We start from the raw sequence: 20,889 nt of genomic DNA, 5'->3' as shown, positions 1-20,889 counted from the left end.
GCGGTAAAATGCTCCAGAGGCGCCCTTATCCGCGCTCGACATGCGGCGCGGGCTGGCCGATAGTCGCGCCATCATCTGCCCCGCCACCACGCGCGGGACATGTTGCGCTGCATCATATTATTTCAACGCTAAGACACTTTATTTCGCAAACAGGGTTGAGCCTCCCCATGGGCGGAGGCATATAGACGGTCGAAAGCCGAGGAGTCGCATGGCGGCGATCCAGCGTCTCCTCCGTTCAATTCCAAGCGGGACAAGCCCGCGTGAGAGGTTAGGCGAATGACGGCGCTGGCGGACGCGAACATCAAGGAAGTCGATACGTTCATCCGGGAGGCGCTGGAGGCAGCGCTGGAGCGGGGTGCCTTGCCCGGCGAACGCGAGGGGCTGGACGAGCAGGGCATAGCGGCCGCCGCCGCATTCCTGGGCCGCACCGCCAACGGGCGCAAGCCGGGCGACGCCGCGATCATGGTCGAGACGCTGGGCGAAGGCGCGAACGGTCGCTACATGCGGATCGCGATCGTCAATGACGACATGCCGTTCCTGGTTGACAGCATCGCCAACACGCTGGCCGCCGCCGACATCACCATCCACCGCCTGCTGCATCCTGTCCTGTCGGTGACGCGCCATGCCGACGGAACTCTCGCCGCGATCCTGGATGATGACGTGCCGGGCGCGCGCCGCGAATCGATGATCTATATCGAGGCTGACCGGGCCGACGCCAAGGCGCGCCGGGCGCTGGAAAAGGCGCTGCGCGACACGCTGACCGACGTGCGGGCGGCGGTGGCCGACTGGGCGCCGATGCAGGCGGCGATGGCGGCGGACGCCGACGCGGTGCCGGACGAGGAAGGCGCGGCCCTGCTGCGCTGGTTCCTGGCGCGCCATTTCACCCAGACCGGGCATGAGCTGTGCAACCGCGATGGCACCACCCAGTCGCGGCTAGGCATCTGCACCCTGCGCGACAAGACGCTGATCGCGCCCGCATCGCTGGAGGCGGCTTTCGTGTGGTTCGAGGAAGGCAAGCGCACGCCGCTGATCATCAAGTCCAGCCGCATCTCGCGCATCCATCGCCATGTGCTGCTGGACCTCATCATCATCCCCGTGCGCGAAGGGCGCGAGGTGAAGGCGCTGTCGATCCATGCCGGCATGTGGACCAGTTCGGGCCTGTCGGCGACGCCGGACAAGGTGCCGTTGCTGCGATCGACCCTGTCCAACCTGATGGACAAGTTCGGTTTCGATCCGGCGGGCCATGCGGGCAAGACGCTGGCCCATGCGCTGACCGCCCTGCCCCATGACATCACCATCGGTTTCGATCGCGAGACGCTGGAGCGGCTGGCGCTGACCTTCATGTCGCTGACCGACCGGCCCCGGCCCAAGCTGGCGCTGGCGACCAGCGCGCTGGCGCGGCATCTCTACGCCTTCGTCTGGTTGCCGCGCGACGAATTGTCGACCGCGCGACGGGTGGCTGTGCAGGACATGTTGTCGGAAGCCGCCAATGGCCCGGTGCTCAGTTGGTCGATCGCGCTGGAGGAAGGTGGCCTTGCGCTGCTGCGCATCACGCTTGACCTGCGCGAAGGCGGCGTGGTGCCGGACGATGTCGCGCTGGACCATCAATTGAAGCAAATGGTGCGCGGCTGGCTGCCCGCTGTCGAGGAAGCGCTGACGCAGACCGAAGAGCCAGGCCGCGCCGCCGCGCTGGCGCAGCGTTACGCCGGAGGCTTCCCGGCGGTCTATCGCAATGGCGCAGGGCCAGCCGAAGCGGCGATCGACATTCGCCTGATCCATGGCCTTGCGGGGGCTGGCGACAAGGCGATCCGCATCTATCGCAACCCAGAGGACAGCGCCGAACGGCTGCGGCTCAAACTCTACAGCCATGTGACGATCGCCTTGTCCGAAGTGGTCCCGGCGTTCGAGAATTTCGGTTTCCGCGTGATCGAGGAGATGACGACGGCAATTGATGGCGGCGCGCTGGGCCATGTCCAGCGTTTCGTGCTGGAACTGCCCGCGGGCGGCGATGCGCAGGGCGTCGTGGCCCGCGCCGACATCGTCACCGAAGCGATCGCCCAGGTGCTGGAAGGCCGGGCGGAAAATGACCGGTTCAACGAACTGATCGTTACCGCTGGCCTGACCCCGCGGTCGGTGGTGCTGTTCCGGGCGCTGTTTCGCTATCTGCGCCAGACCGGCATGGCCTATGGCATGGCGACCTTTGCCGAAACGCTGCGCCGGGCGCAGGGGGTGGCGGTCAATCTGATCGCCCTGTTCGAGGCGCTGCACGATCCCGCCGCGCGCGATGGCGCGGACGCACGGGTGGCAGAGGCGCAGGCCGCGATCGACGCCGGACTCGAAGCGGTCACGGCAATTGACGAGGACCGGGTGTTGCGCCTGTTGCGCGCGGTCATCAGCGCAACGCTGCGCACCAATTTCTTCAGCAAGGCAGCGGTCGAGGCGCTGGCGTTCAAGCTGGACAGCGCGCAGGTGCCGGGCCTGCCCGCGCCGCTGCCGTGGCGCGAAATCTGGGTCTATAGCCCCCGTGTAGAGGGCATCCATCTGCGTGCCGGGCCGGTGGCGCGCGGCGGGCTGCGCTGGTCCGACCGGCGCGACGATTTCCGCACCGAAATATTGGGCCTGATGAAGGCGCAACGGGTCAAGAACGCCGTCATCGTCCCGACCGGGGCCAAGGGCGGCTTCTATCCCAAGCAATTGCCAAGCCCCCAGGTCGATCGCGACGCCTGGCTGGCGGAAGGCACCGAAAGCTATCGCATCTTCATCCGCGCGTTGCTGTCGGTCACCGACAATATCGTCAATGACCATGTGAAGCATCCCGCGCAAGTCGTGGTGCGCGACGGCGACGATCCCTATTTCGTGGTTGCCGCCGACAAGGGGACCGCCACTTTCAGCGACGTCGCCAATGCCATCGCGCTCGACCGCAAATTCTGGCTGGGCGACGCTTTTGCAAGCGGCGGGTCCAATGGTTACGACCATAAGGCGATGGGCATCACCGCGCGCGGCGCGTGGATTTCGGTGCAGCGCCACTTCGCCGAAATGGGCGTCGATGTGCAGAGCGAACCGGTCAGCGTCGTGGGCTGTGGCGACATGTCGGGCGACGTGTTCGGTAACGGGATGCTGCTCAGCAAGGCGATCAAGCTGGTCGCCGCGTTCGACCATCGCCACATCTTCTTCGACCCCGCGCCCGATCCGGCGAAAAGCTGGGAGGAGCGCAACCGGATGTTCCAGCTGCCCCGGTCGAGCTGGGAGGATTATGACAAGGCGCTGATCTCCAAGGGCGGCGGCGTATTTTCCCGCGCGCTCAAGAGCATCCCGCTGACCCCGGAAATCCAGGCGATACTGGGTGTCACGGAAGCCGAGATGGAGCCGACCGCACTCATTTCCGCGATCCTCAAAGCCCCTGCCGACCTGCTGTGGTTCGGCGGCATAGGCACCTATGTGAAGGCGGCGGCGCAGAGCCATGGCGATGTCGGTGACCCGGCCAATGACCGGCTGCGCGTCAATGCCGAGCAGCTGCGCGTCAAGGTGATTGGCGAAGGCGCCAATCTGGGCACGACACAGGCGGGGCGCATCGCCTTTTCACTGCGCGGCGGGCGGATCAACACCGACTTTATCGACAATAGCGCGGGCGTCGATTGTTCGGATAATGAGGTCAATATCAAGATCGCCCTCAACAAGGAGATGGCCGACGGCCGCCTGCCGTTCGAGGAGCGCAACACGCTGCTGGAAAGCATGACCGATGCGGTCGGCGCCATCGTGCTGGAGGATAACCGCTTGCAGGCGCTGGGCCTGTCGATTGCCGAGAGCGGCGGCGCGGCGGATCTGGCAAGCTATGTGCGGTTGATCGAGACGTTCGAGGAAAGCGGGCGACTGGACCGGCAGGTTGAAGGACTGGCCGCGAACGACCAGTTGCTGCGGCGCGGACAGGACGGTCAGGGGCTGACCCGGCCGGAACTGGCCGTATTGCTCTCCACCGCCAAGCTGACCTTGCAAGACGCAATCGAGCAGGGTGACCTCGCCAGCGACGAAAGCATGACCGGCGAGCTGATGGCGGCCTTCCCCGCTGCGATGCAGGAAAAGGAAGCCGACGCGATCGCTGCCCATGCCCTGCGCAAAGAGATTATCGCCACCAAGGTCGCCAACCGCATCGTCAACCGGCTGGGCCTGATCCATCCGTTTGAGCTAGTGGAGGAGGAAGGCTGTTCGCTGGGTGACATGGCCAGCGCCTTCCTGATCGCCGAGCGGCTTTATGACATTGGCACGCTGTGGGCGGATATCGACGCCGCCGAGATGGCGGAAAGCGCGCGGCTCGCCCTGTTCGGCGATATTGCCGGCGGGATGCGGGCGCAGATTGCCGATATCTTGCGCAGCCAGCCGGCAGGCACGCTGCCCAGCGCAGGTCTGGCGGCGCTGACCCAGGGCGTCGGATCACTGGCGGCGCAGGTCGATGATCTGCTGACGAACGAGGCGCAGCGCCGTACCAATGCCGTGACGGACAGGCTGCTGGCGCTTGGCGCGCCAGAGGCGCTGGCGCGGCGGACGGCGGGTCTGTTCAAGCTGGACGGCGCGGTCGGCATCGCAGCGCTGGCCGGAAAGATGGGCGTGGACGAAATCGCGCTGACCCGCGCCTTCACCCATCTGGGCGAAGCGGTGGGCATCGACTGGGTCCAGTCCGCCGCCGCGCGCATGGAACCGACCGACCCGTGGGAGCGGCTGCTGATTTCGGGCGTCGCCCGCGACATGCAGCAGGTACGGCTCGATTTCCTGGCGCAGGGGAAAGGCAAGGATATTTCCGCCCATGTCGAAGAGTGGCTGATCCAGCGCGGTCCGCGTATCCGCCAGTTCCGCACTCTGGTGCAACGCGCCAAGGCGGCGGCAACGCCCAATGTCGCCATGCTGGCGGAGATTGCGGGCCAGGCGCGCGGGTTGCTGGGACGGTAAGACATGCCCATGACGGGAGGCGCGGAAGGCAGAAGCCTTCTCCGCCTCCCCTGTCAGGGTGATTCGGTGATGTTCAGGAAAATTGGCTGGGGCGGCAGGATTCGAACCTGCGCATGGCGGCATCAAAAGCCGCTGCCTTACCGCTTGGCGACGCCCCAGCATGGCCGACTTTCGTCGGCGCGGTCAGGCATATAGCGTGTGATTGGCGAAAGGAAAGCCTAGTCATCATCCTTTTGGGACGGCATTAGGATACTTTCCTCCCGCGCTGGATCAACGCAGCCATGACCGTCACCAGTTCGTCCCCTTCCTCCGCCCAAATGTCGCCCGCCTCCCCCCTGTTCCTGCGCGAGGATGAGATACGGCGCGGAATCGAGATGCTCTATTTCGGCTATTCGGCCCTGACCCGGTCGATCGACGAAGGGCTGGCCGCGATCGGGCTGGGCCGGGCGCATCATCGCGCACTCTATTTCATTTCGCGCCAGCCCGACCTGACGGTCAAGGACTTGCTGCGACTGCTGGCGATCACCAAGCAATCATTGGGGCGGGTTCTCAATGACCTGATCGAGCGCGGCTATATCGAGACGCGGCCCGGTCCCAACGACCGTCGCCAGAAATTGCTGCGGCTGAGCGAGGCGGGCGCGGCGCTGGAGGCGGAACTGTTCCGCGCGCTGCGCGAGAAGATGGCGGCCGCCTATGCGCAGGCAGGGCAAGGGTCCGTCACCGGCTTCTGGCGGGTGCTGGAAGGGCTGATCCCCGATCAGGACCGGTCGATGGTGTTCGGGCTGCGCGGCGGATAGCACGCAACCTTATCGCGCCTGCTGCGCTTATGTCGCTCCACGCAAATGGGAAAAGGAGCCATCATGCGCACATCTGTTCTGACCGCACTTGCGGTCCTGTCGGTCGCCAGCCTCTCGGCCTGCTCTGAAAAGTCCGAAGATAGCGTCGAAAATGCCGGCGCTTCGATCGGCAATGACATCAGCCGGTCGGTCGATCGCGCGGGCGACACAATCGACAATGGGCTGGACAAGGCCGGACGCGCGATCGACGAGGGCGCGGACAAGATCGGCGCGGCGACGAGCGAGGCAACCAGCGACGCAGAACGCAAGGCGGATGCCGCGAAGCGCGATGTCGGCGCATCGCTGGAAGAAGCGGGCAAGGACCTGAAGAACGAATGATCCGTCCGGGTGCGCGGCCCTCATGCCGCCCACCCCCGGCTTGACCGCGCCCTGCGGGGTCCATAGCGGTCGGCGCATGACCCAAGCCGCCGCCGTCCTCGACCGTCCCCCTGCCCCCAGCCGCTGGCTGATCGGCCGTCCCGAACTCGCGCTGATCGGCGTGACGATGCTGTGGGGCGGGACGTTCCTGATCGTCCATGGCGCGATGACGCAGTCGGGACCGCTCTATTTTGTCGGGTTGCGCTTTGGCACGGCAGCGTTGCTTACGCTGCCGTTGGCAATCCCGGTGCTACGCGGGATGACGCTGCGCGAAATATGGGCGGGGCTGGTAATCGGGTTGGGGATTTTCGTCGGTTACACGCTCCAGACTTGGGGACTTCAGACGATTTCGAGCAGCGCATCGGCCTTCATCACCGCGGCCTATGTGCCGCTAGTGCCTGTGCTGCAATGGATCATCCTGCGGCGGCGGCCCCGACTAGCGAGCTGGATCGGGGTGGTGCTGGCGTTCATCGGCCTGTTGCTGGTCGCCGCGCCGGAGGGTGGCATGGCGCTGGGCCAAGGCGAGATATTGACGCTAATCAGCACGGTGGCGATCGCGCTGGAGATCATTTTCATCAGCCTGTGGGCAGGCAGCGTCAATGTGCTGCGGGTAACGGTCGTGCAACTGGCAGTGACGTCCCTGCTCGCCTTTGCCTGCATGATGCCCGCTGGCGAGGCGATCCCGCCCTTTTCCTGGGGCGTGGTGATCGCCGCCTGTGGGCTGGGCGCGATGACTGCGATCATCCAACTGGTGATGAACTGGGCGCAGCGCACCGTGTCGCCGACGCGGGCGACTTTGATCTATGCCGGTGAGCCGGTCTGGGCCGGGATCATCGGCAGAATAGCGGGCGACCGCCTGCCGCCCATGGCGCTGCTGGGCGGGGTGCTGATCGTTGCTGCGGTGATCGTGAGCGAGTTACACTTTGGCAAACAGTTGGACGGGCCTATCCCCTCTTAAAGACCGGGGGGCGTTTTTCGAAGAAGGCGGTGAAGGCTTCCTGGGCTTCGGGCGAGGCCAGCGTTTCCCGGAACAGCCGCGCTTCCTCCTCGATCCGTGCGGTGAGCATAGCAGGATCGCCCTTCATCAGGCGGCGGGTCGCGGCGAGTGCCTGGGGCGGCTTGGCCATCAGCGCGGCGGCTTTGGCGCGGGCATGGTCGAGCAGCGTGTCGGCCGGGACGATCGCGGTGACGAAGCCCGCGCGGTCGGCAGCCTCGGCATCCATCGGTTCGCCCAGCATCAGCATCGCCGCCGCCTTGGCATGACCCATCACGGCCGGCGCAAGCAGGCTGGACCCCGCTTCCGGCACGATCCCCAGATTGACGAACGGCATGATGAAGCGCGCGTCGGGCGCGGCATAGACCAGATCGCAGTGGAACAGCATCGTCGTGCCGACGCCCACAGCCAGCCCCTGTACCGCGGCGACCAGCGGCTTGTCGAAGGCGGCAATGGCGCGGATGAAGGCGAAGGCGGCAGCGCCCCCCTCCGGCCCGGCCATGAAGTCTTTGAGGTCATTGCCTGCGCAGAATGCGTCGCCGCGCCCCGCAAACAGCACCACGCCAATGTCAGTGCGGGCAGAGGCATCGGCCAGCGCGGCGGTCATGGTCCGATACATGGGGCCGGTCAGCGCATTTTTCTTGTCGGGCCGGTCGATGTGGATTTCCAGCACGCCGTCCTGCTCGATCACCGCAATAGACTCGCTCACGATCCGCTCCTTATTGGCTTGTGCGAATCTGTTGGCTCAACGATGGGGCGGCGTCTATCCCCCTTTTTTCGCCCTTCCCTGCCCAGGTTGCCCGATGACCCGCCTTCGTGAACTGATCGATCCCTTCCTGCTGCTGTTGCTTGGCACGGTTGCGCTAGCGTCAATCCTGCCAGCGCGGGGCGACGGTGCGCGGATCGCAGATGCGGCGGCGGATGCGGGCATTGTGCTGTTGTTTTTTCTGCATGGCGCAAAATTGTCGCGGACGGCGATATGGGAGGGGGCAAAGGCGTGGCGGCTGCATCTGGCGGTGCTGGCGACGACCTTCGCCGTCTTTCCGCTGCTGGGACTGGCGAGCCAGCATATCGGCGCAGTGCCGGACGGGATGCGGGCGGGGCTGCTGTTCCTGACGCTGCTGCCGTCGACGGTGCAATCATCCATCGCCTTCACCGCGATCGCGCGGGGGAATGTCGCCGCCGCTGTGGTCAGCGCCTCCTTCTCCAACCTGCTGGGCATCATCCTGACACCCCTGCTGGTCAGCTTGCTGATGCAGCGGACGGGCAGCGGCAGCCTGGTCTCGCTGGCCTCGATCGAGGGGATCGTGCTGCAACTGCTGCTGCCCTTCCTGATCGGCCATCTGGCCCGGCCGTGGATCGGCGGGTTCGTGGCGCGGCACAAGGCGATGATCGGGCGGGTCGATCGCGGATCGATATTGCTGGTCGTCTATACCGCTTTCAGCGCAGCGGTGGTCGAAGGACTTTGGCAGACCGTGTCGGCGGGGGAGATGGCGTTGCTTGCCGGGCTTTGCGTCGCTCTGCTCGCGATAGTGCTGTGCTTCACCTGGGGGCTGGGGCGGATGATGGGCCTGTCGCGGGCGGAGCGGATCGTGCTGGTCTTTTGCGGGTCGAAGAAGAGCCTGGCGACCGGGGTGCCGATGGCGGGGCTGCTATTCCCGGCCAGCGCAGTGGGCGCGATATTGTTGCCGGTGATGCTGTTTCACCAGATCCAGCTGATGGCCTGTGCCGTGCTGGCGCGACGTTACGGCGCGCAGGACGAAAAAGCCGACACTGAGCTGGACATATAGCTGGTATAAACGCGCATTCTATTATACGTTCGTAAAATTGATCGACAGCGTCGGGGGATGCGCGGAGATGGTGGAGCAGGCGGAAAGCGGGGCAGACCCGGATGCGGGCTGGAGCCTGCCGGCCTGGACCTATAGCGACCCGGAATTTTTTGCCGCCGAAGTCGAACGCATCTTCCGCCCCAGCTGGCAGATCGTCTGCCATATAAGCGACATTCCCAACCCCGGCGATTTCCATACGCTCGATTATGTCGGCGAGAGCGTTATCGTCATCCGCGGCGAGGATGGCGCGGTGCGGGCCTTCACCAATGTCTGCCGCCATCGCGGCGCGCGTATCGTCGATGGCGCTTCGGGCTGCGCGAAGAAGCTGGTCTGCCCCTATCATGGCTGGACTTACGAGAATGACGGGCGGTTGACGGGCGTACCGATGAAGGCGGGCTATGCGATGGACATGGCCGATCATGGCCTGGTGCCGGTGGAGGTCGAGGATTTTTACGGCTTCCTGTTCGTCCGGCTGGCCGATGATGGCGGGCCGTCGGTGGCGCAGATGATGGCCCCCTATGTCGCGGAGATTGCCCCCTATCGCTTTGCCGATCTGCGCGCGCTGGGGCGGGTAACGTTGCGGCCGCGGGACGTGAACTGGAAGAATATCGGCGATAATTATTCCGACGGGCTGCACATCAGCGTCGCGCACCCCGGCCTCAAACGGTTGATGGGCGATGGCTATGGCGTCGAGGCAAGCACCCATGTCGACAAGATGTGGGGACCGATTGTCGAGCGGCCATCGGCCAACTGGTCCGAGCGTGCCTATCAGCGATTTCTGCCGGACGTGCCGCACCTTCCGCCGGAACGGCAGCGGCTCTGGACCTATTTCAAGCTGTGGCCCAATTTCGCCTTCGACATCTATCCCGATCAGGTCGATTTCATGGCCTGGTTGCCGGTATCGCCGACACAGACGCTGATCCGCGAGATCAGCTATGCGGTGCCGGACGACCGACGCGAGATGAAGGCGGCGCGCTACCTGAACTGGCGGATCAACCGGCAGGTCAATGCCGAGGATACGGCGCTGGTCGCGCGGGTGCAGGCGGGGATGGCGTCGGACAGTTTTACCGTCGGGCCGCTGCATCAGGATGAAGTGGCGCTGCGCCATTTTTGCGGGCGGATGCGGGGGGTGATCCCGCAGGCGCGGCAGCATCGCGCGCCAGCGGCGGGGTGGAGTAATAGCGCATGACCAAATCCTACGATGCCGCCATCATCGGCGGGGGGCATAATGGGCTGGTCTGCGCCTTCTATCTGGCGCGGGCGGGGTATAAGGTGCGCATCCTGGAGCGTCGCCATGTCGTGGGCGGGGCGGCGGTGACGGAGGAATTTCACCCCGGTTTCCGCAATTCGACTGCCAGCTACACGGTCAGCCTGCTCAATCCCAAGGTCATCGCCGACATGAAGCTGGCCGATCATGGCTATCGCGTCATCGAGCGGCCGATCAGCAATTTCCTGCCCCAGCCCGATGGCGGTTATCTGAAACTGGGCGGCGGGCTGGAGCGGACGCAGGCGGAGTTCGCCCGGTTCAGCGCGAAGGACGCAGCTGCCCTGCCCGCTTATTATGACGCGCTGGAGGTGGTGGCGGACGTGCTGCGCGACATGGTGCTGAAAAGCCCGCCCAATGTCGGCGACGGGCTGTCGATGATCGTCGATGCGCTCAAGCAAGGGCGGCGGATCGCAGGGCTGTCGATCGAGCAGCAGCGCGACGCGCTCGACCTGTTCACCAAATCGGCGCGCACTTTCCTGGACAGCTGGTTCGAGAGCGATGCGGTGAAGGCGGCTTTCGGCTTTGACGCGGTGGTGGGTAATTATGCCAGCCCCGACACGCCGGGCAGCGCCTATGTGCTGCTGCACCATGTCTTTGGCGAGGTGAACGGCAAGAAGGGCGCATGGGGCCATTGTGTCGGCGGCATGGGCATGATCACCCAGATCATGGCGCGGGTCGTGACCGCCATGGGGGTGGAGATCAGCCTGGAAGCACCCGTCGATCGCGTGCTGGTGGATGGCGCGCGGGCCGTGGGCGTGCGGCTGGAGAGTGGCGAGGAGGTGATGGGCAAGGCGGTAATCGCCAATGTCGGGCCGAAATTGCTCTATGAGCAGATGATGGACCCGGCTGACCTGCCCGCCGATTTTATCAAGCGGATCAAGGCGTTCAAGGCGGGTTCGGGGACGTTCCGCATGAATGTGGCGCTGAGCGCTTTGCCCGATTTTACCTGCCTGCCCGGTGTGGGGGAGCATCATCAGTCGGGCATCATCCTGGCCCCGACGCTGGATTATATGGACCGGGCCTATATGGACGCGAAACGCGACGGCTGGTCGAAAGCGCCAATCGTGGAGATGCTGATCCCGTCCATCATCGATACGTCACTGGCACCGGAGGGGTGCCATGTGGCGAGCCTCTTCTGCCAGCAATTTGCGCCGGAACTGCCCGATGGCCGGAGCTGGGACGATGAGCGGGAGGCGGCGGCGGACTGCATCATCGCGACGGTGGAAGCCGCCGCGCCGGGCTTTGCGGGAAGCGTGATCGCGCGGCAGATCCACTCGCCGCTCGACCTGGAGCGCAAATTCGGGCTGGTCGGCGGCGACATCATGCACGGCCATCTGTCGCTGGACCAGATGTGGGCCGCGCGTCCGGTGCTGGGCCATGGCGCGTATCGCGGGCCGATGAAGGGGCTGTATATGTGCGGCGCTGGCACGCATCCGGGCGGCGGCGTCACCGGCGCGCCGGGGCATAATGCCGCGCGGGAGGTGTTGCGTGACGGGGCGGTGTTTGGGCGGTTGTGGCGGCGGGGGTAGGTCGACCTGTCAGCCGTTCAATTCTGCGCATAGCTTGTTCAGAATTTCATCACCGTCGGATGAACTGGAAATCAGGCAAGGATCATCCCACTCGTTCTGAAAAGTGAATGAACAGCCGCCAAAGGAATATACCGCTAGAACTGGGTATTGTTGTATCGATGGGACGCCATAGTGTTTGCGTATAGCAGCAGTGACATTGGGCAAATCAACGACGTCAAATTCCAAAGAAAAATGACCATTTGAGAGTTCCAGAATCGTGATCGCCATACGCTTTCTCGTTTTGGAAGAAGGACAAGGCTTCGACAGGCTCAGCCCGAACGGGGGAGAGGGACGCCCTCCTCCGTTCGCCCTGAGCCTGTCGAAGGGTCGTCCTTCCTGTTTCGCGCCAACGCGCTGATCCTATCCCAATCTCCCCGGATCAGAGCCAGCTTCTTTGCCCTACTCCACCCCTTCAAGCGGCGCTCCATTTCCAGTGCCTCGATGCGCTGGGTGAAACATTCGCACCAGACCAGTTTGACCGGCAGCTTGTCGCTGGTGAAGCCAGCTATGCCCCCCTGTTCATGCTGGCCGATACGCTGTTCCAGATTATCGGTATGGCCGACATAGAAAGTGCCTCCCGCACAATGCAGCATGTAGGTCCAGAATGGCATTGGGGCAGCAGAACAGAAGAACGGTCCTTCGACAAGCTCAGAGCCTGGCCCCGGCTTGATCGGGGGACGAACGGATGTTGGGTTTCTGTTGACCTTGGCGGCATTTCCGGCATTTTCAAAACATGGACGGAAAAGAGGAAAGCAGGCGGGATCGAACTCGTGAAGCAGCACTTCGGAGGATCACTCGGTTGCGGCGGCCATTACCTGCGGGTTGGAAGTTCGACCGGGAAGAGGCGAATGCGCGCGACTGACATCGTCGGCTCGCTTTGCTCGCTACCCACCCCCGGCCCCTCCCTGAAAGGGAGGGGAGTTTTGGTTGCCCTCGCCCCTCCCCTCGCCTAAAGCGCATCCATGCCCGAAACGACCGCCGCGCCCGCTTCGTCCGACCTGACTGGTCGGGCGCTGTTTCCGCACAGGCATTTGCTGTCCATTGCGGACCTGATGCCCTGGGAAATCCGTTTTCTGCTGGATGAGGCGGAGCATTGGGCGCGGGCGAACCGCAGCGGGGCGCGCAAGCATGATGACCGACTGGCGGGGATGACCCAGATCAACGCCTTTTTCGAGAATAGCACCCGGACTTTGCTGTCGTTCGAGATTGCCGGCAAGCGGCTGGGCGCGGACGTGGTCAACATGCATGCGGGCCAGTCGAGCGTGAAGAAGGGCGAGACGCTGATCGACACGGCGATGACGCTCAATGCCATGGCCGCCGATGTCATCGTCATCCGTCATGCCAGTTCCGGCGCGGTCGCGCTGATCGCGGACAAGGTGGACTGCCCGGTGCTGAATGCGGGCGATGGCTGGCATCAGCATCCGACACAAGCACTGTTGGACGCGCTGACGATCCGGCGGCGCAAGGGCGGTTTCGAGGGGCTGATCGTCGCGATCTGTGGCGATGTGCTGCACAGCCGGGTCGCGCGATCCAACATGCTGTGCCTGGCCGCGCTGGGCGCACAGGTTCGCGCGGTGGCGCCGCCCACGCTGATGCCGCCGGAGGTGGAGATGCTGGGTGCGACGCCCTTTACCAGCATGGCGCAGGGGCTGGACGGCGCGGACGTGGTGATGATGCTGCGGCTCCAGAATGAGCGGATGGACGGGGCGTTCATCCCGTCGGCGCGCGAATATCATATGCTCTATGGGCTGACGCCGGAGCGGCTGGCGCTGGCCAAGCCCGATGCGCTGGTGATGCATCCGGGGCCGATGAACCGGGGCGTGGAGATTTCGAGCGTGGTGGCGGACCATCCGACGCGCTCCGCGATCACCGAGCAGGTGGAGATGGGCGTGGCGATCCGCATGGCGTGCCTGGACGTGCTGACGCGCGGCGCGCGGGGCGTGGAGGGGTGGGCGTGATGCTCGTATCCACATCCGTCATCCCCGCGAAGGCGGGGACCCATTTTGCCGTCGCTGGCCAAGGCGTGGGAGGCGAGATGGGTTCCCGCCTGCGCGGGAATGACGGGGTTTGGTTTGAGGGAATAGCGCGTGACTAAACTCGCCATCATCAATGGCCGCCTGGCCGATCCGGCGGGAGATGCGCTCCAATCCGGTTCCATCCTGATCGAGGGCGACCGGATCGTCGCGGCCGGGGACATTGCCGTGCCTGCCGACGCGGAGACGATCGACGCGCAGGGGCAGGTGGTGGCGCCGGGCCTGATCGACCTGGGCGTCTTTGCCACCGACAAGCCGGCCTTTCATTTTGGCGGCATCACCCGTGCGGCGCTAATGCCTGATCAGTCGTCGCTGCTGGATGATGCGGCGCTCATTCGGCAGGCGACGCGGGCGGGGAAGCCCGATTTCTGGGTCCATCCGATCGCGGCAGCGACGCGGGGCCTGGCTGGCACGGAACTGGCCGAGATCGGCATGATGCAGGCGGCAGGCGCGAAGGCGGTCGGCACCGGGCGGCAGTGGATCGCGGATTCGGGCGTGATGCTGCGGGTCTTGTCCTATGCGTCGGGACTGGGGCTGACGGTGATCGCCCATGCCGAGGATGGCGGGCTGGCGGGCAAGGCGGTGGCGACCAGCGGCGAAACGGCGACGCGGCTGGGCCTGCCCCATGCGCCCGCCTGCGCCGAAGCAATGGCGATCGCGCGCGACATCATGCTGGCGCGGCAGGCGGGTGCGGCGATCCATTTCCGGCTGGTGACGACCAAGGCGGGCTTCGACCTCATTCGCGCGGCGAAAGCCGAAGGGTTGCGGGTAAGCTGCGGCATCAGCCCTGCCTATCTGTTTCTGGCCGACAATGCGGTGTCGAACTTCCGTACCTTCGCGCGCCTGTCGCCCCCGCTCCGGTCGGAGGATGACCGCAAGGCGAGTATCGCGGCGGTGGCGGACGGGACGGTCGATGTCATCACCTCCAGCCATGATCCGCGCGGGGCCGAGGACAAGCGCCTGCCCTTCGCCGACGCCTCGCCCGGCATGGCGGGGGCGGAGACGCTACTGGCGCTCTCGCTCAATCTGGTGCGGGAGGGGCATGTGTCGCTCAACCGGCTGATGACGCTGCTGAGCGCCAATCCGGCGCGGATTTTGGGCGTCAATGCGGGCAGCTTTGCGAGCGGAAGCGCGGCGGACCTGATCTTCGTCGACCCCGATGCGCCGTGGATCGTCGACAGCGCGAAGATGGCGGCGGCAGCGGGCAACACGCCGTTCGACCGCGTGCCGGTGCAGGGCCGCGCCCGGCGGATCATGAAGGGCGGGGTGTTTTTGTGACATATTGCCTTCTCCCTTGGAGGAGAAGGATATGGAGCCTTGCCGAACGCAGTGAGGTTAGGCGCAGTTGGATGAGGGGATGCCACGGGCGATGGCGCAGAACACCCTCTCCCAGCTACGACTAGGGCAGCAAGCTGCCAAGTCTGCGCGACCCTCTCCCTGGAGGGAGAGGGATAAAGGGTGGGAACCCCCTCCCCCTTCATGCGCTTGCCCGGTTGAGCAACAGGGGACGCCGATGAACCAGCCAGTCGCGCAGCAAGTCCACGTCGATGCGCCGTGGAAGATACCGCCGCGGGCCTGGTGGGAGATTTTGAAGCGCGTCTATGGTGCGCTGTCGGCCAATCATGTGGGATTGCTGGCGGCTGGCGTCGCTTATTATGCCTTTTTGTCGATCGCGCCGATGATGGCGGCTGTGGTGCTGACCTATGGGCTGTTTGGCGATCCGGCGATGGTCGGGCGGCATATGCAGGCGATCATCGCAGTCGTACCGACCGATGCGGCCAAGCTGATCAACGACCAGCTGCTGGGTGTCGTCAGCACCGCCAAGCCTGCGATCGGCTTTGGCCTGGCCGCGGCGCTCGGCATCGCGGTTTATGGCGCGACGCGGGCGGCTTCGGCGATCATGGAGGCTCTCAATATCGTCTATGGGCAGAAGGAAGGGCGCGGGATCATCGCTTTTACCCGCGTGTCTATGGGCATCACTTTCTCCGCCGTACTGGTGATGGTGGCAGGCGTATTTACCGCCACGGTGATCGGCCTGATCCAGACATGGCTGACCAGTTGGGGCCCGGGCATATTGTTCGCGATCAAGGCGGTGACGTGGATGTGCGCGGGGTTGCTGGCCAGTGTGATCTTCGGCCTCATCTACCGGTTCGGGCCGAACCGGCGGCAGGCGCAGTGGCAATGGCTGACGGTCGGGTCGGTCACGGCCACCCTGTTCTGGCTGGTCGTGACGCTGGGCGTGTCCTTCTATGTCGCGACATTCGGCAATTATAACGAGACCTATGGGTCGCTGGGCGCAGTGGTCGTGCTGCAATTATGGCTGTTCGTGTCGGCCTATGTCGTGCTGCTAGGTGCGCAGATCAATGCGGAAGCCGAGCGGCAGACCAGTGCCGAAACGACCATCGCCGATCCCCAAGAAAAAGCTGCATAATCGCGCTTGCCCTGCCCGGCAGGCCACGCTAAAGCGCCCTCCTTCGCTGGCACAGGAGTGTAGCTCAGTTGGTAGAGCGTCGGTCTCCAAAACCGAATGCCGTGGGTTCGAGTCCCTCCACTCCTGCCAAGCGTTCCAGCAGCATCCTTGTTTTCCATGAGGTTTGCCGCTAGACGCGCCGTCGAAATTGTGTCGCGAAGCCATGCGGCCGCATCCCCCGGACGCCGATATGGGCGGGATCGGGAGGGCGGACTATTGCTTCGCGTTTTGGTGTTTGTGCAAAGGGTTTGAGGCAGGCGATGGCGAAGGTTTCCCCCGGCGAATTCGTCAATCAGGTGAAAACCGAAGCGTCGAAGATCGTGTGGCCCACGGGTCGCGAAACGGTCATGACCGGCGTGATGGTCGTCATCATGACGACGCTGCTGGGCCTCTTCTTCTTTGGCATCGACACTTTTTTCGGTGCGATCGTCCAGTGGCTGCTGGGCCTAGCGGCGGGTCAGGCGTGAACGTGACTGCGTTGGTTTTTGGGAGTTTGAAACGGTAACATGGCGCGCTGGTACATCATCCACGCCTATTCGGGCTTCGAGAACAAGGTCAAGGAATCGATCCTGTCCGAAGCGGAGCGCATGGGCCTGACGCAGCTGGTCGAGCAGGTCGAAGTGCCTGTCGAAACCGTGACCGAGGTGAAGCGCGGCAAGAAGGTGCAGGTCGAGCGCAAGTTCATGCCCGGCTATGTCCTGGCCAAGCTCGCCATGAACGACGACATCTATCACCTGATCAAGAACACGCCCAAAGTGACGGGGTTCCTGGGGTCGATGGGCAAGCCGCAGCCGATCAGCGAATCGGAAGCCGCACGTTATTTCGGCGCCCGCAAGGAAGCCGAGGCCGCCCCCAAGCACAAGGTCAGCGTCGATTACGAAATCGGCGATGCGGTCAAGGTTTTGGACGGTCCCTTCGCCAGCTTCAACGGCACGGTCGAGGAACTGGATTTCGAGAAGAACCGGGTCAAGGTGTCGGTGTCGATCTTCGGTCGCGCCACGCCAGTGGAACTGGATTTCGAGCAGGTAGAGCTTTCCAAATAAGGAAAGCTCGTGTCCCGGCGAAGGCCGGGATCCAGGGCGTCTGGGCGTGACGTCGCATGATTTCGCCCTGGGTGCCGGATCAAGTCCGGCATGACGGGGCAAAAAGGAATTTCCGGGCAACCGGGAATAAGCGCGGGAGGAGGCTTTGGCCTTCGTTTGCACCGCTAAACTTGAACCGGGCGTGGCTTTCGGGTCCGCCCAGCAACAGAGTGAGTCATCATGGCCAAGAAGATTACGGGCTATATCAAGCTCCAGGTGCCCGCTGGAGATGCCAAGCCTGCCCCGCCGATCGGCCCAGCACTGGGTCAGCGCGGCGTGAACATCATGGAATTCTGCAAAGCGTTCAACGCGCAGACGGCCAATGTCGAAAAGGGTACGCCCCTGCCGACGATCATCACCGTCTATGCGGACCGCAGCTTCACCTTCACGATGAAGCAGCCGCCTGCCACCTTCCTGATCAAGAAGGCGATCAACCTGAAGTCGGGTTCCAAGGAACCGGGCAAGATCGTCGCTGGCAAGATCACCCGCACCCAGCTGGCCGAAATCGCGCAGGCCAAGATGGTTGACCTGAACGCGAACGACATCGACGCAGCAACGAAGATCATCGAAGGCTCCGCTCGCGCGATGGGCCTCGACGTGGTGGAGGGCTAAGACCATGGCAAAGCAGACCAAGAAGGCGAAGGCTCTGGCCGCCGCGATCAACAAGGAAAGGCTGCACGGCGTCAATGAAGCGCTGGGCCTGATCAAGACCCACGCGACCGCCAAGTTCGACGAAGGCGTCGAAATCGCGATCAACCTGGGCGTCGATCCCCGTCACGCCGACCAGATGGTCCGTGGCGTCGTCACCCTGCCCGCCGGCACCGGCAAGGACGTTCGCGTCGCCGTGTTCGCCCGCAACGACAAGGCACAGCAGGCGCTCGACGCCGGTGCCGACATTGTGGGTGCCGAGGATCTGCTGGAATCGATCCAGGCCGGCAACATCGATTTCCAGCGCGTCATCGCGACGCCGGACATGATGGGTCTGGTCGGTCGTCTGGGTAAGGTGCTTGGTCCCAAGGGCCTGATGCCGAACCCGAAGCTTGGCACCGTGACGCCGAACGTCGCCGAAGCCGTGAAAGCCGCCAAGGGTGGCCAGATCGAATTCCGCGTCGAAAAGGCCGGCATCATCCATGCGGGCATCGGCAAGGCGAGCTTCACCGCCGAAGATCTGCGTCGCAACTTCGACGCCTTCGTCGATGCGATCGTCAAGGCCAAGCCGACCGGTTCGAAGGGCAAATATGTGCGCAAGATCGCCCTGTCCTCCTCGATGGGTCCGGGCGTGAAGGTCGATGTGGCGGAAGTCGCCGCAATCTGATTTTTGCGCTATAGACAATCAGGCAAGCCTCCTTCCTCGCGAAATGGGGAAGGAGGCTTTCCTGTTTTTACGTTCATCCTCCCCTGCAAGGGGAGGGGGACCGCCGCGTAGCGGTGGTGGAGGGGTATCACCCTATCGAGAGGGGGACACCCCTCCGTCAGGGCTTCGCCCTGCCACCTCCCCTTGCAGGGGAGGATGGTATGAAACCGGAGTGTGCGACCTTGCACTCCGGGCGTCCGATCGATCGGGCGGAAGGAACAGGTCTTTTGGTATCCGTCGGCATATGGCGGGTCGCTATTATCCGATGGAATACAAAAACATGGCATTTGAAACTCTCCCCCCTATCCTCGCGCAGGCGCTCACGACCAAGGGCTATGAGACCCTGACCGAAGTGCAGGCGTCGGTCATCGAACCCGAAGCGATTGGTCGCGACATGATCGTGTCGGCCAAGACCGGGTCGGGCAAAACCGTCGCCTTCGGCCTGGCCATGGCCAGCGAATTGCTGAGCGAAGAAGGTCGCCTGCCGCCGCCCGCCTGGCCGCTGGCGCTGGTGATCGCGCCGACGCGCGAACTTGCGTTGCAGGTCAGCCGCGAACTGGAATGGCTCTATGCCGGGGCGCGCGCGCGCATCGCCACCTGCGTTGGCGGCATGGACGCCGCGCGGGAACGCAAGGCACTGGCGCAGGGCGCGCATATCGTCGTCGGCACGCCGGGCCGTCTGCGCGACCATCTGGAACGCGGCGCGCTCGACCTGTCGGCGCTCAAGACCGCCGTGCTGGACGAAGCCGACGAAATGCTCGACATGGGCTTCCGCGAAGATCTGGAAGGCATCCTTGACGCCACCCCCGATGGCCGCCGCACATTGCTGTTTTCGGCGACCATGCCCAAGCCGATCGTGGCGCTGGCCCGTCGCTACCAGAAGGACGCGATCCAGATCGCAACCACATCGACCGAGCGCGGCCATGGCGACATCAGCTATCAGGCGATGACCGTCGCGCCCGCCGACATCGAAAATGCCGTGGTCAATCTGCTGCGCTTTCATGAGGCGGAAACGGCAATGCTGTTCTGCGCCACGCGCGACAATGTCCGCCATCTGCACGCCAGCCTGACCGAGCGGGGCTTTGCCGCCGTGGCGCTGTCTGGCGAACATAGCCAGAATGAGCGTAACCATGCGTTGCAGGCGCTGCGCGACAAGCGGGCGCGGGTGTGCGTCGCGACCGACGTCGCCGCACGCGGCATCGATCTGCCCACGCTGACGCTGGTTGTGCATGTGGAAATTCCGCGCGACGCGGAAACCATGCAGCATCGGTCGGGCCGGACCGGCCGCGCGGGCAAGAAGGGCACCGCCGTGCTGATCGTCCCCTATCCGCGCCGTCGCCGGGTAGAAGGGATGCTCAAGGGCGCGAAAATTCCGGTCGAATGGACGTCCGCCCCCACCAAGGAAGCGATTGCCGCGCAGGATGCCGAGCGTCTGCGCGCGCGCCTGCTGGAACCCATGGAGCTGGAAGAGTCCGACTGGGCGCTGGGCGGCGAATTGCTGGAGGCCAAGAGCGCCAAGGAAATTGCGGCCATGCTGGTGCGGTCCGCCCGCGCCGCGCTGCCTGCGCCCGAAGAGCTGCTGGACGGCAGCGATGCCCCGGCCCGCCGCGAAGGGCCGCGCCCCGGTTTCGAGGATACCCAGTGGTTCCGCATGAATATCGGCCGCAACCAGAATGCCGATCCGCGCTGGATATTGCCGCTGATCTGCCGTCGCGGCCATGTGTCGCGCGGGGACATCGGCGCGATCCGCATCACCACCAACGACACGATGTTCGAAATCCCCAAGGCGATCGCGTCCAAATTCCTGGCCGCCGTCCGCCGCACGGGCGAAGCGGGTGACGAGGGCGCGGATGTGCTGTTCGATCCGGTCGATGGCGCACCGCGCGAGGAAGCCCGCGAAAAGCGCAAGCAACTACGCCCCGCCAATGGCGATCGCCCCAACCGCACCGGCCCGCCCCGTGGCGGTCCCGGCAATTTTTCCCGCGGCGGCGCAGCACCGCACAGCCCGCGTCCGTTCAAAGGCGCTGGCGCCGGTGGCCCGCGCAAAGGTCCGCCGCGCAGCCGGGGGTAACACCCTTTAGAACAGCTAGAGCGTGATGAGATTAAGTTCGTTGATATCCGGCATGGGTAAGGAAAT

The 20,889-nt window shown here is 64.5% G+C and carries 18 protein-coding genes and 2 tRNA genes; 16 read left to right on the top strand and 4 right to left on the bottom strand.

The features are described from left to right. The first annotated feature begins 276 nt into the window (after positions 1–276). Entirely contained in the window at positions 277–4,941 is a 4,665-nt protein-coding gene (locus ACODR8_RS12395; RefSeq protein ID WP_489007522.1) for an NAD-glutamate dehydrogenase, read from the top strand. Positions 4,942–5,024: 83 nt separating this feature from the next. On the opposite strand, the gene ACODR8_RS12390 is transcribed toward ACODR8_RS12395, so the two are convergent. Further along, positions 5,025–5,099 (bottom strand) — tRNA-Gln (locus ACODR8_RS12390). A gap of 123 nt (positions 5,100–5,222) precedes the next feature. On the opposite strand from ACODR8_RS12390, the gene ACODR8_RS12385 reads away from it, so the two are divergent. The 3 genes from ACODR8_RS12385 to ACODR8_RS12375 all read left to right on the top strand — a co-directional run bounded on the left by ACODR8_RS12385 (position 5,223) and on the right by ACODR8_RS12375 (position 7,113). Beyond that, entirely contained in the window at positions 5,223–5,738 is a 516-nt protein-coding gene (locus tag ACODR8_RS12385; protein WP_489007521.1) for a MarR family winged helix-turn-helix transcriptional regulator, read from the top strand. A 63-nt stretch (positions 5,739–5,801) separates the two neighbouring features. Next, positions 5,802–6,116 (top strand): hypothetical protein, encoded by a 315-nt coding sequence (locus tag ACODR8_RS12380; protein WP_489007520.1) that lies wholly within the window; start codon positions 5,802–5,804, stop codon positions 6,114–6,116. Positions 6,117–6,192: 76 nt separating this feature from the next. Next, a complete protein-coding gene (locus ACODR8_RS12375) occupies positions 6,193–7,113 on the top strand; it encodes a DMT family transporter (protein WP_489007519.1) in 921 nt (306 codons plus the stop codon). On the opposite strand, the gene ACODR8_RS12370 is transcribed toward ACODR8_RS12375, so the two are convergent. After that, entirely contained in the window at positions 7,100–7,858 is a 759-nt protein-coding gene (locus tag ACODR8_RS12370) for an enoyl-CoA hydratase-related protein (protein ID WP_489007518.1), read from the bottom strand. The genes ACODR8_RS12375 and ACODR8_RS12370 overlap by 14 nt on opposite strands. A gap of 94 nt (positions 7,859–7,952) precedes the next feature. Between ACODR8_RS12370 and ACODR8_RS12365 the strand changes: the two genes are divergently transcribed. The 3 genes from ACODR8_RS12365 (at position 7,953) to ACODR8_RS12355 (ending at position 11,774) form a co-directional block, all read left to right on the top strand. Next, positions 7,953–8,939, top strand: coding sequence for a bile acid:sodium symporter family protein (locus ACODR8_RS12365; protein ID WP_489007517.1), 987 nt, complete (start codon positions 7,953–7,955; stop codon positions 8,937–8,939). A 67-nt stretch (positions 8,940–9,006) separates the two neighbouring features. Further along, on the top strand, positions 9,007–10,167 hold the full coding sequence (locus ACODR8_RS12360) for an aromatic ring-hydroxylating oxygenase subunit alpha (protein WP_489007671.1): 1,161 nt from the start codon (positions 9,007–9,009) through the stop codon (positions 10,165–10,167). After that, the gene (locus tag ACODR8_RS12355; RefSeq protein WP_489007516.1) at positions 10,164–11,774 is read left to right on the top strand and encodes a phytoene desaturase family protein; all 1,611 of its coding nucleotides are present in this window, start codon (positions 10,164–10,166) and stop codon (positions 11,772–11,774) included. The genes ACODR8_RS12360 and ACODR8_RS12355 overlap by 4 nt, the downstream gene beginning before the upstream one ends. Positions 11,775–11,783: 9 nt before the next feature. Here ACODR8_RS12355 and ACODR8_RS12350 read toward each other — a convergent pair whose 3' ends face one another. Then, entirely contained in the window at positions 11,784–12,041 is a 258-nt protein-coding gene (locus tag ACODR8_RS12350) for a hypothetical protein (protein WP_489007515.1), read from the bottom strand. 41 nt (positions 12,042–12,082) lie between these two features. Next, the gene (locus tag ACODR8_RS12345) at positions 12,083–12,424 is read right to left on the bottom strand and encodes a GIY-YIG nuclease family protein (RefSeq protein ID WP_489007514.1); all 342 of its coding nucleotides are present in this window, start codon (positions 12,422–12,424) and stop codon (positions 12,083–12,085) included. Positions 12,425–12,775: 351 nt separating this feature from the next. Between ACODR8_RS12345 and ACODR8_RS12340 the strand changes: the two genes are divergently transcribed. The 9 genes from ACODR8_RS12340 (at position 12,776) to ACODR8_RS12300 (ending at position 20,823) form a co-directional block, all read left to right on the top strand. Beyond that, a complete protein-coding gene (locus ACODR8_RS12340; RefSeq protein ID WP_119749311.1) occupies positions 12,776–13,771 on the top strand; it encodes an aspartate carbamoyltransferase catalytic subunit in 996 nt (331 codons plus the stop codon). A gap of 129 nt (positions 13,772–13,900) precedes the next feature. After that, entirely contained in the window at positions 13,901–15,124 is a 1,224-nt protein-coding gene (locus tag ACODR8_RS12335) for a dihydroorotase (protein WP_489007513.1), read from the top strand. Positions 15,125–15,359: 235 nt separating this feature from the next. Continuing rightward, positions 15,360–16,277, top strand: a complete 918-nt coding sequence (locus tag ACODR8_RS12330) for a YihY/virulence factor BrkB family protein (protein WP_489007512.1) — start codon at positions 15,360–15,362, stop codon at positions 16,275–16,277. Between the two features lie 53 nt (positions 16,278–16,330). After that, positions 16,331–16,406: transfer RNA gene (locus ACODR8_RS12325), tRNA-Trp, on the top strand. Positions 16,407–16,576: 170 nt separating this feature from the next. Then, entirely contained in the window at positions 16,577–16,783 is a 207-nt protein-coding gene (gene secE / locus ACODR8_RS12320; RefSeq protein ID WP_066857860.1) for a preprotein translocase subunit SecE, read from the top strand. Between the two features lie 39 nt (positions 16,784–16,822). Continuing rightward, positions 16,823–17,359: a transcription termination/antitermination protein NusG gene (gene nusG, locus ACODR8_RS12315; RefSeq protein WP_006968004.1), complete on the top strand. Its 537-nt coding sequence runs from the start codon at positions 16,823–16,825 to the stop codon at positions 17,357–17,359. Between the two features lie 219 nt (positions 17,360–17,578). Next, complete coding sequence (rplK, locus tag ACODR8_RS12310; protein ID WP_489007511.1) at positions 17,579–18,010, top strand: 50S ribosomal protein L11; 432 nt, start codon at positions 17,579–17,581, stop codon at positions 18,008–18,010. Between the two features lie 4 nt (positions 18,011–18,014). Then, positions 18,015–18,713, top strand: a complete 699-nt coding sequence (gene rplA, locus ACODR8_RS12305) for a 50S ribosomal protein L1 (protein WP_489007510.1) — start codon at positions 18,015–18,017, stop codon at positions 18,711–18,713. 319 nt (positions 18,714–19,032) lie between these two features. Further along, on the top strand, positions 19,033–20,823 hold the full coding sequence (locus ACODR8_RS12300) for a DEAD/DEAH box helicase (RefSeq protein WP_489007509.1): 1,791 nt from the start codon (positions 19,033–19,035) through the stop codon (positions 20,821–20,823). Positions 20,824–20,889: the final 66 nt, after the last annotated feature.

Source organism: Sphingobium sp. FG58, from assembly GCF_057809055.1.
The sequence above is the reverse complement of the archived record's forward strand: the minus strand, read 5'-3'. Positions and strand labels throughout refer to the sequence as shown.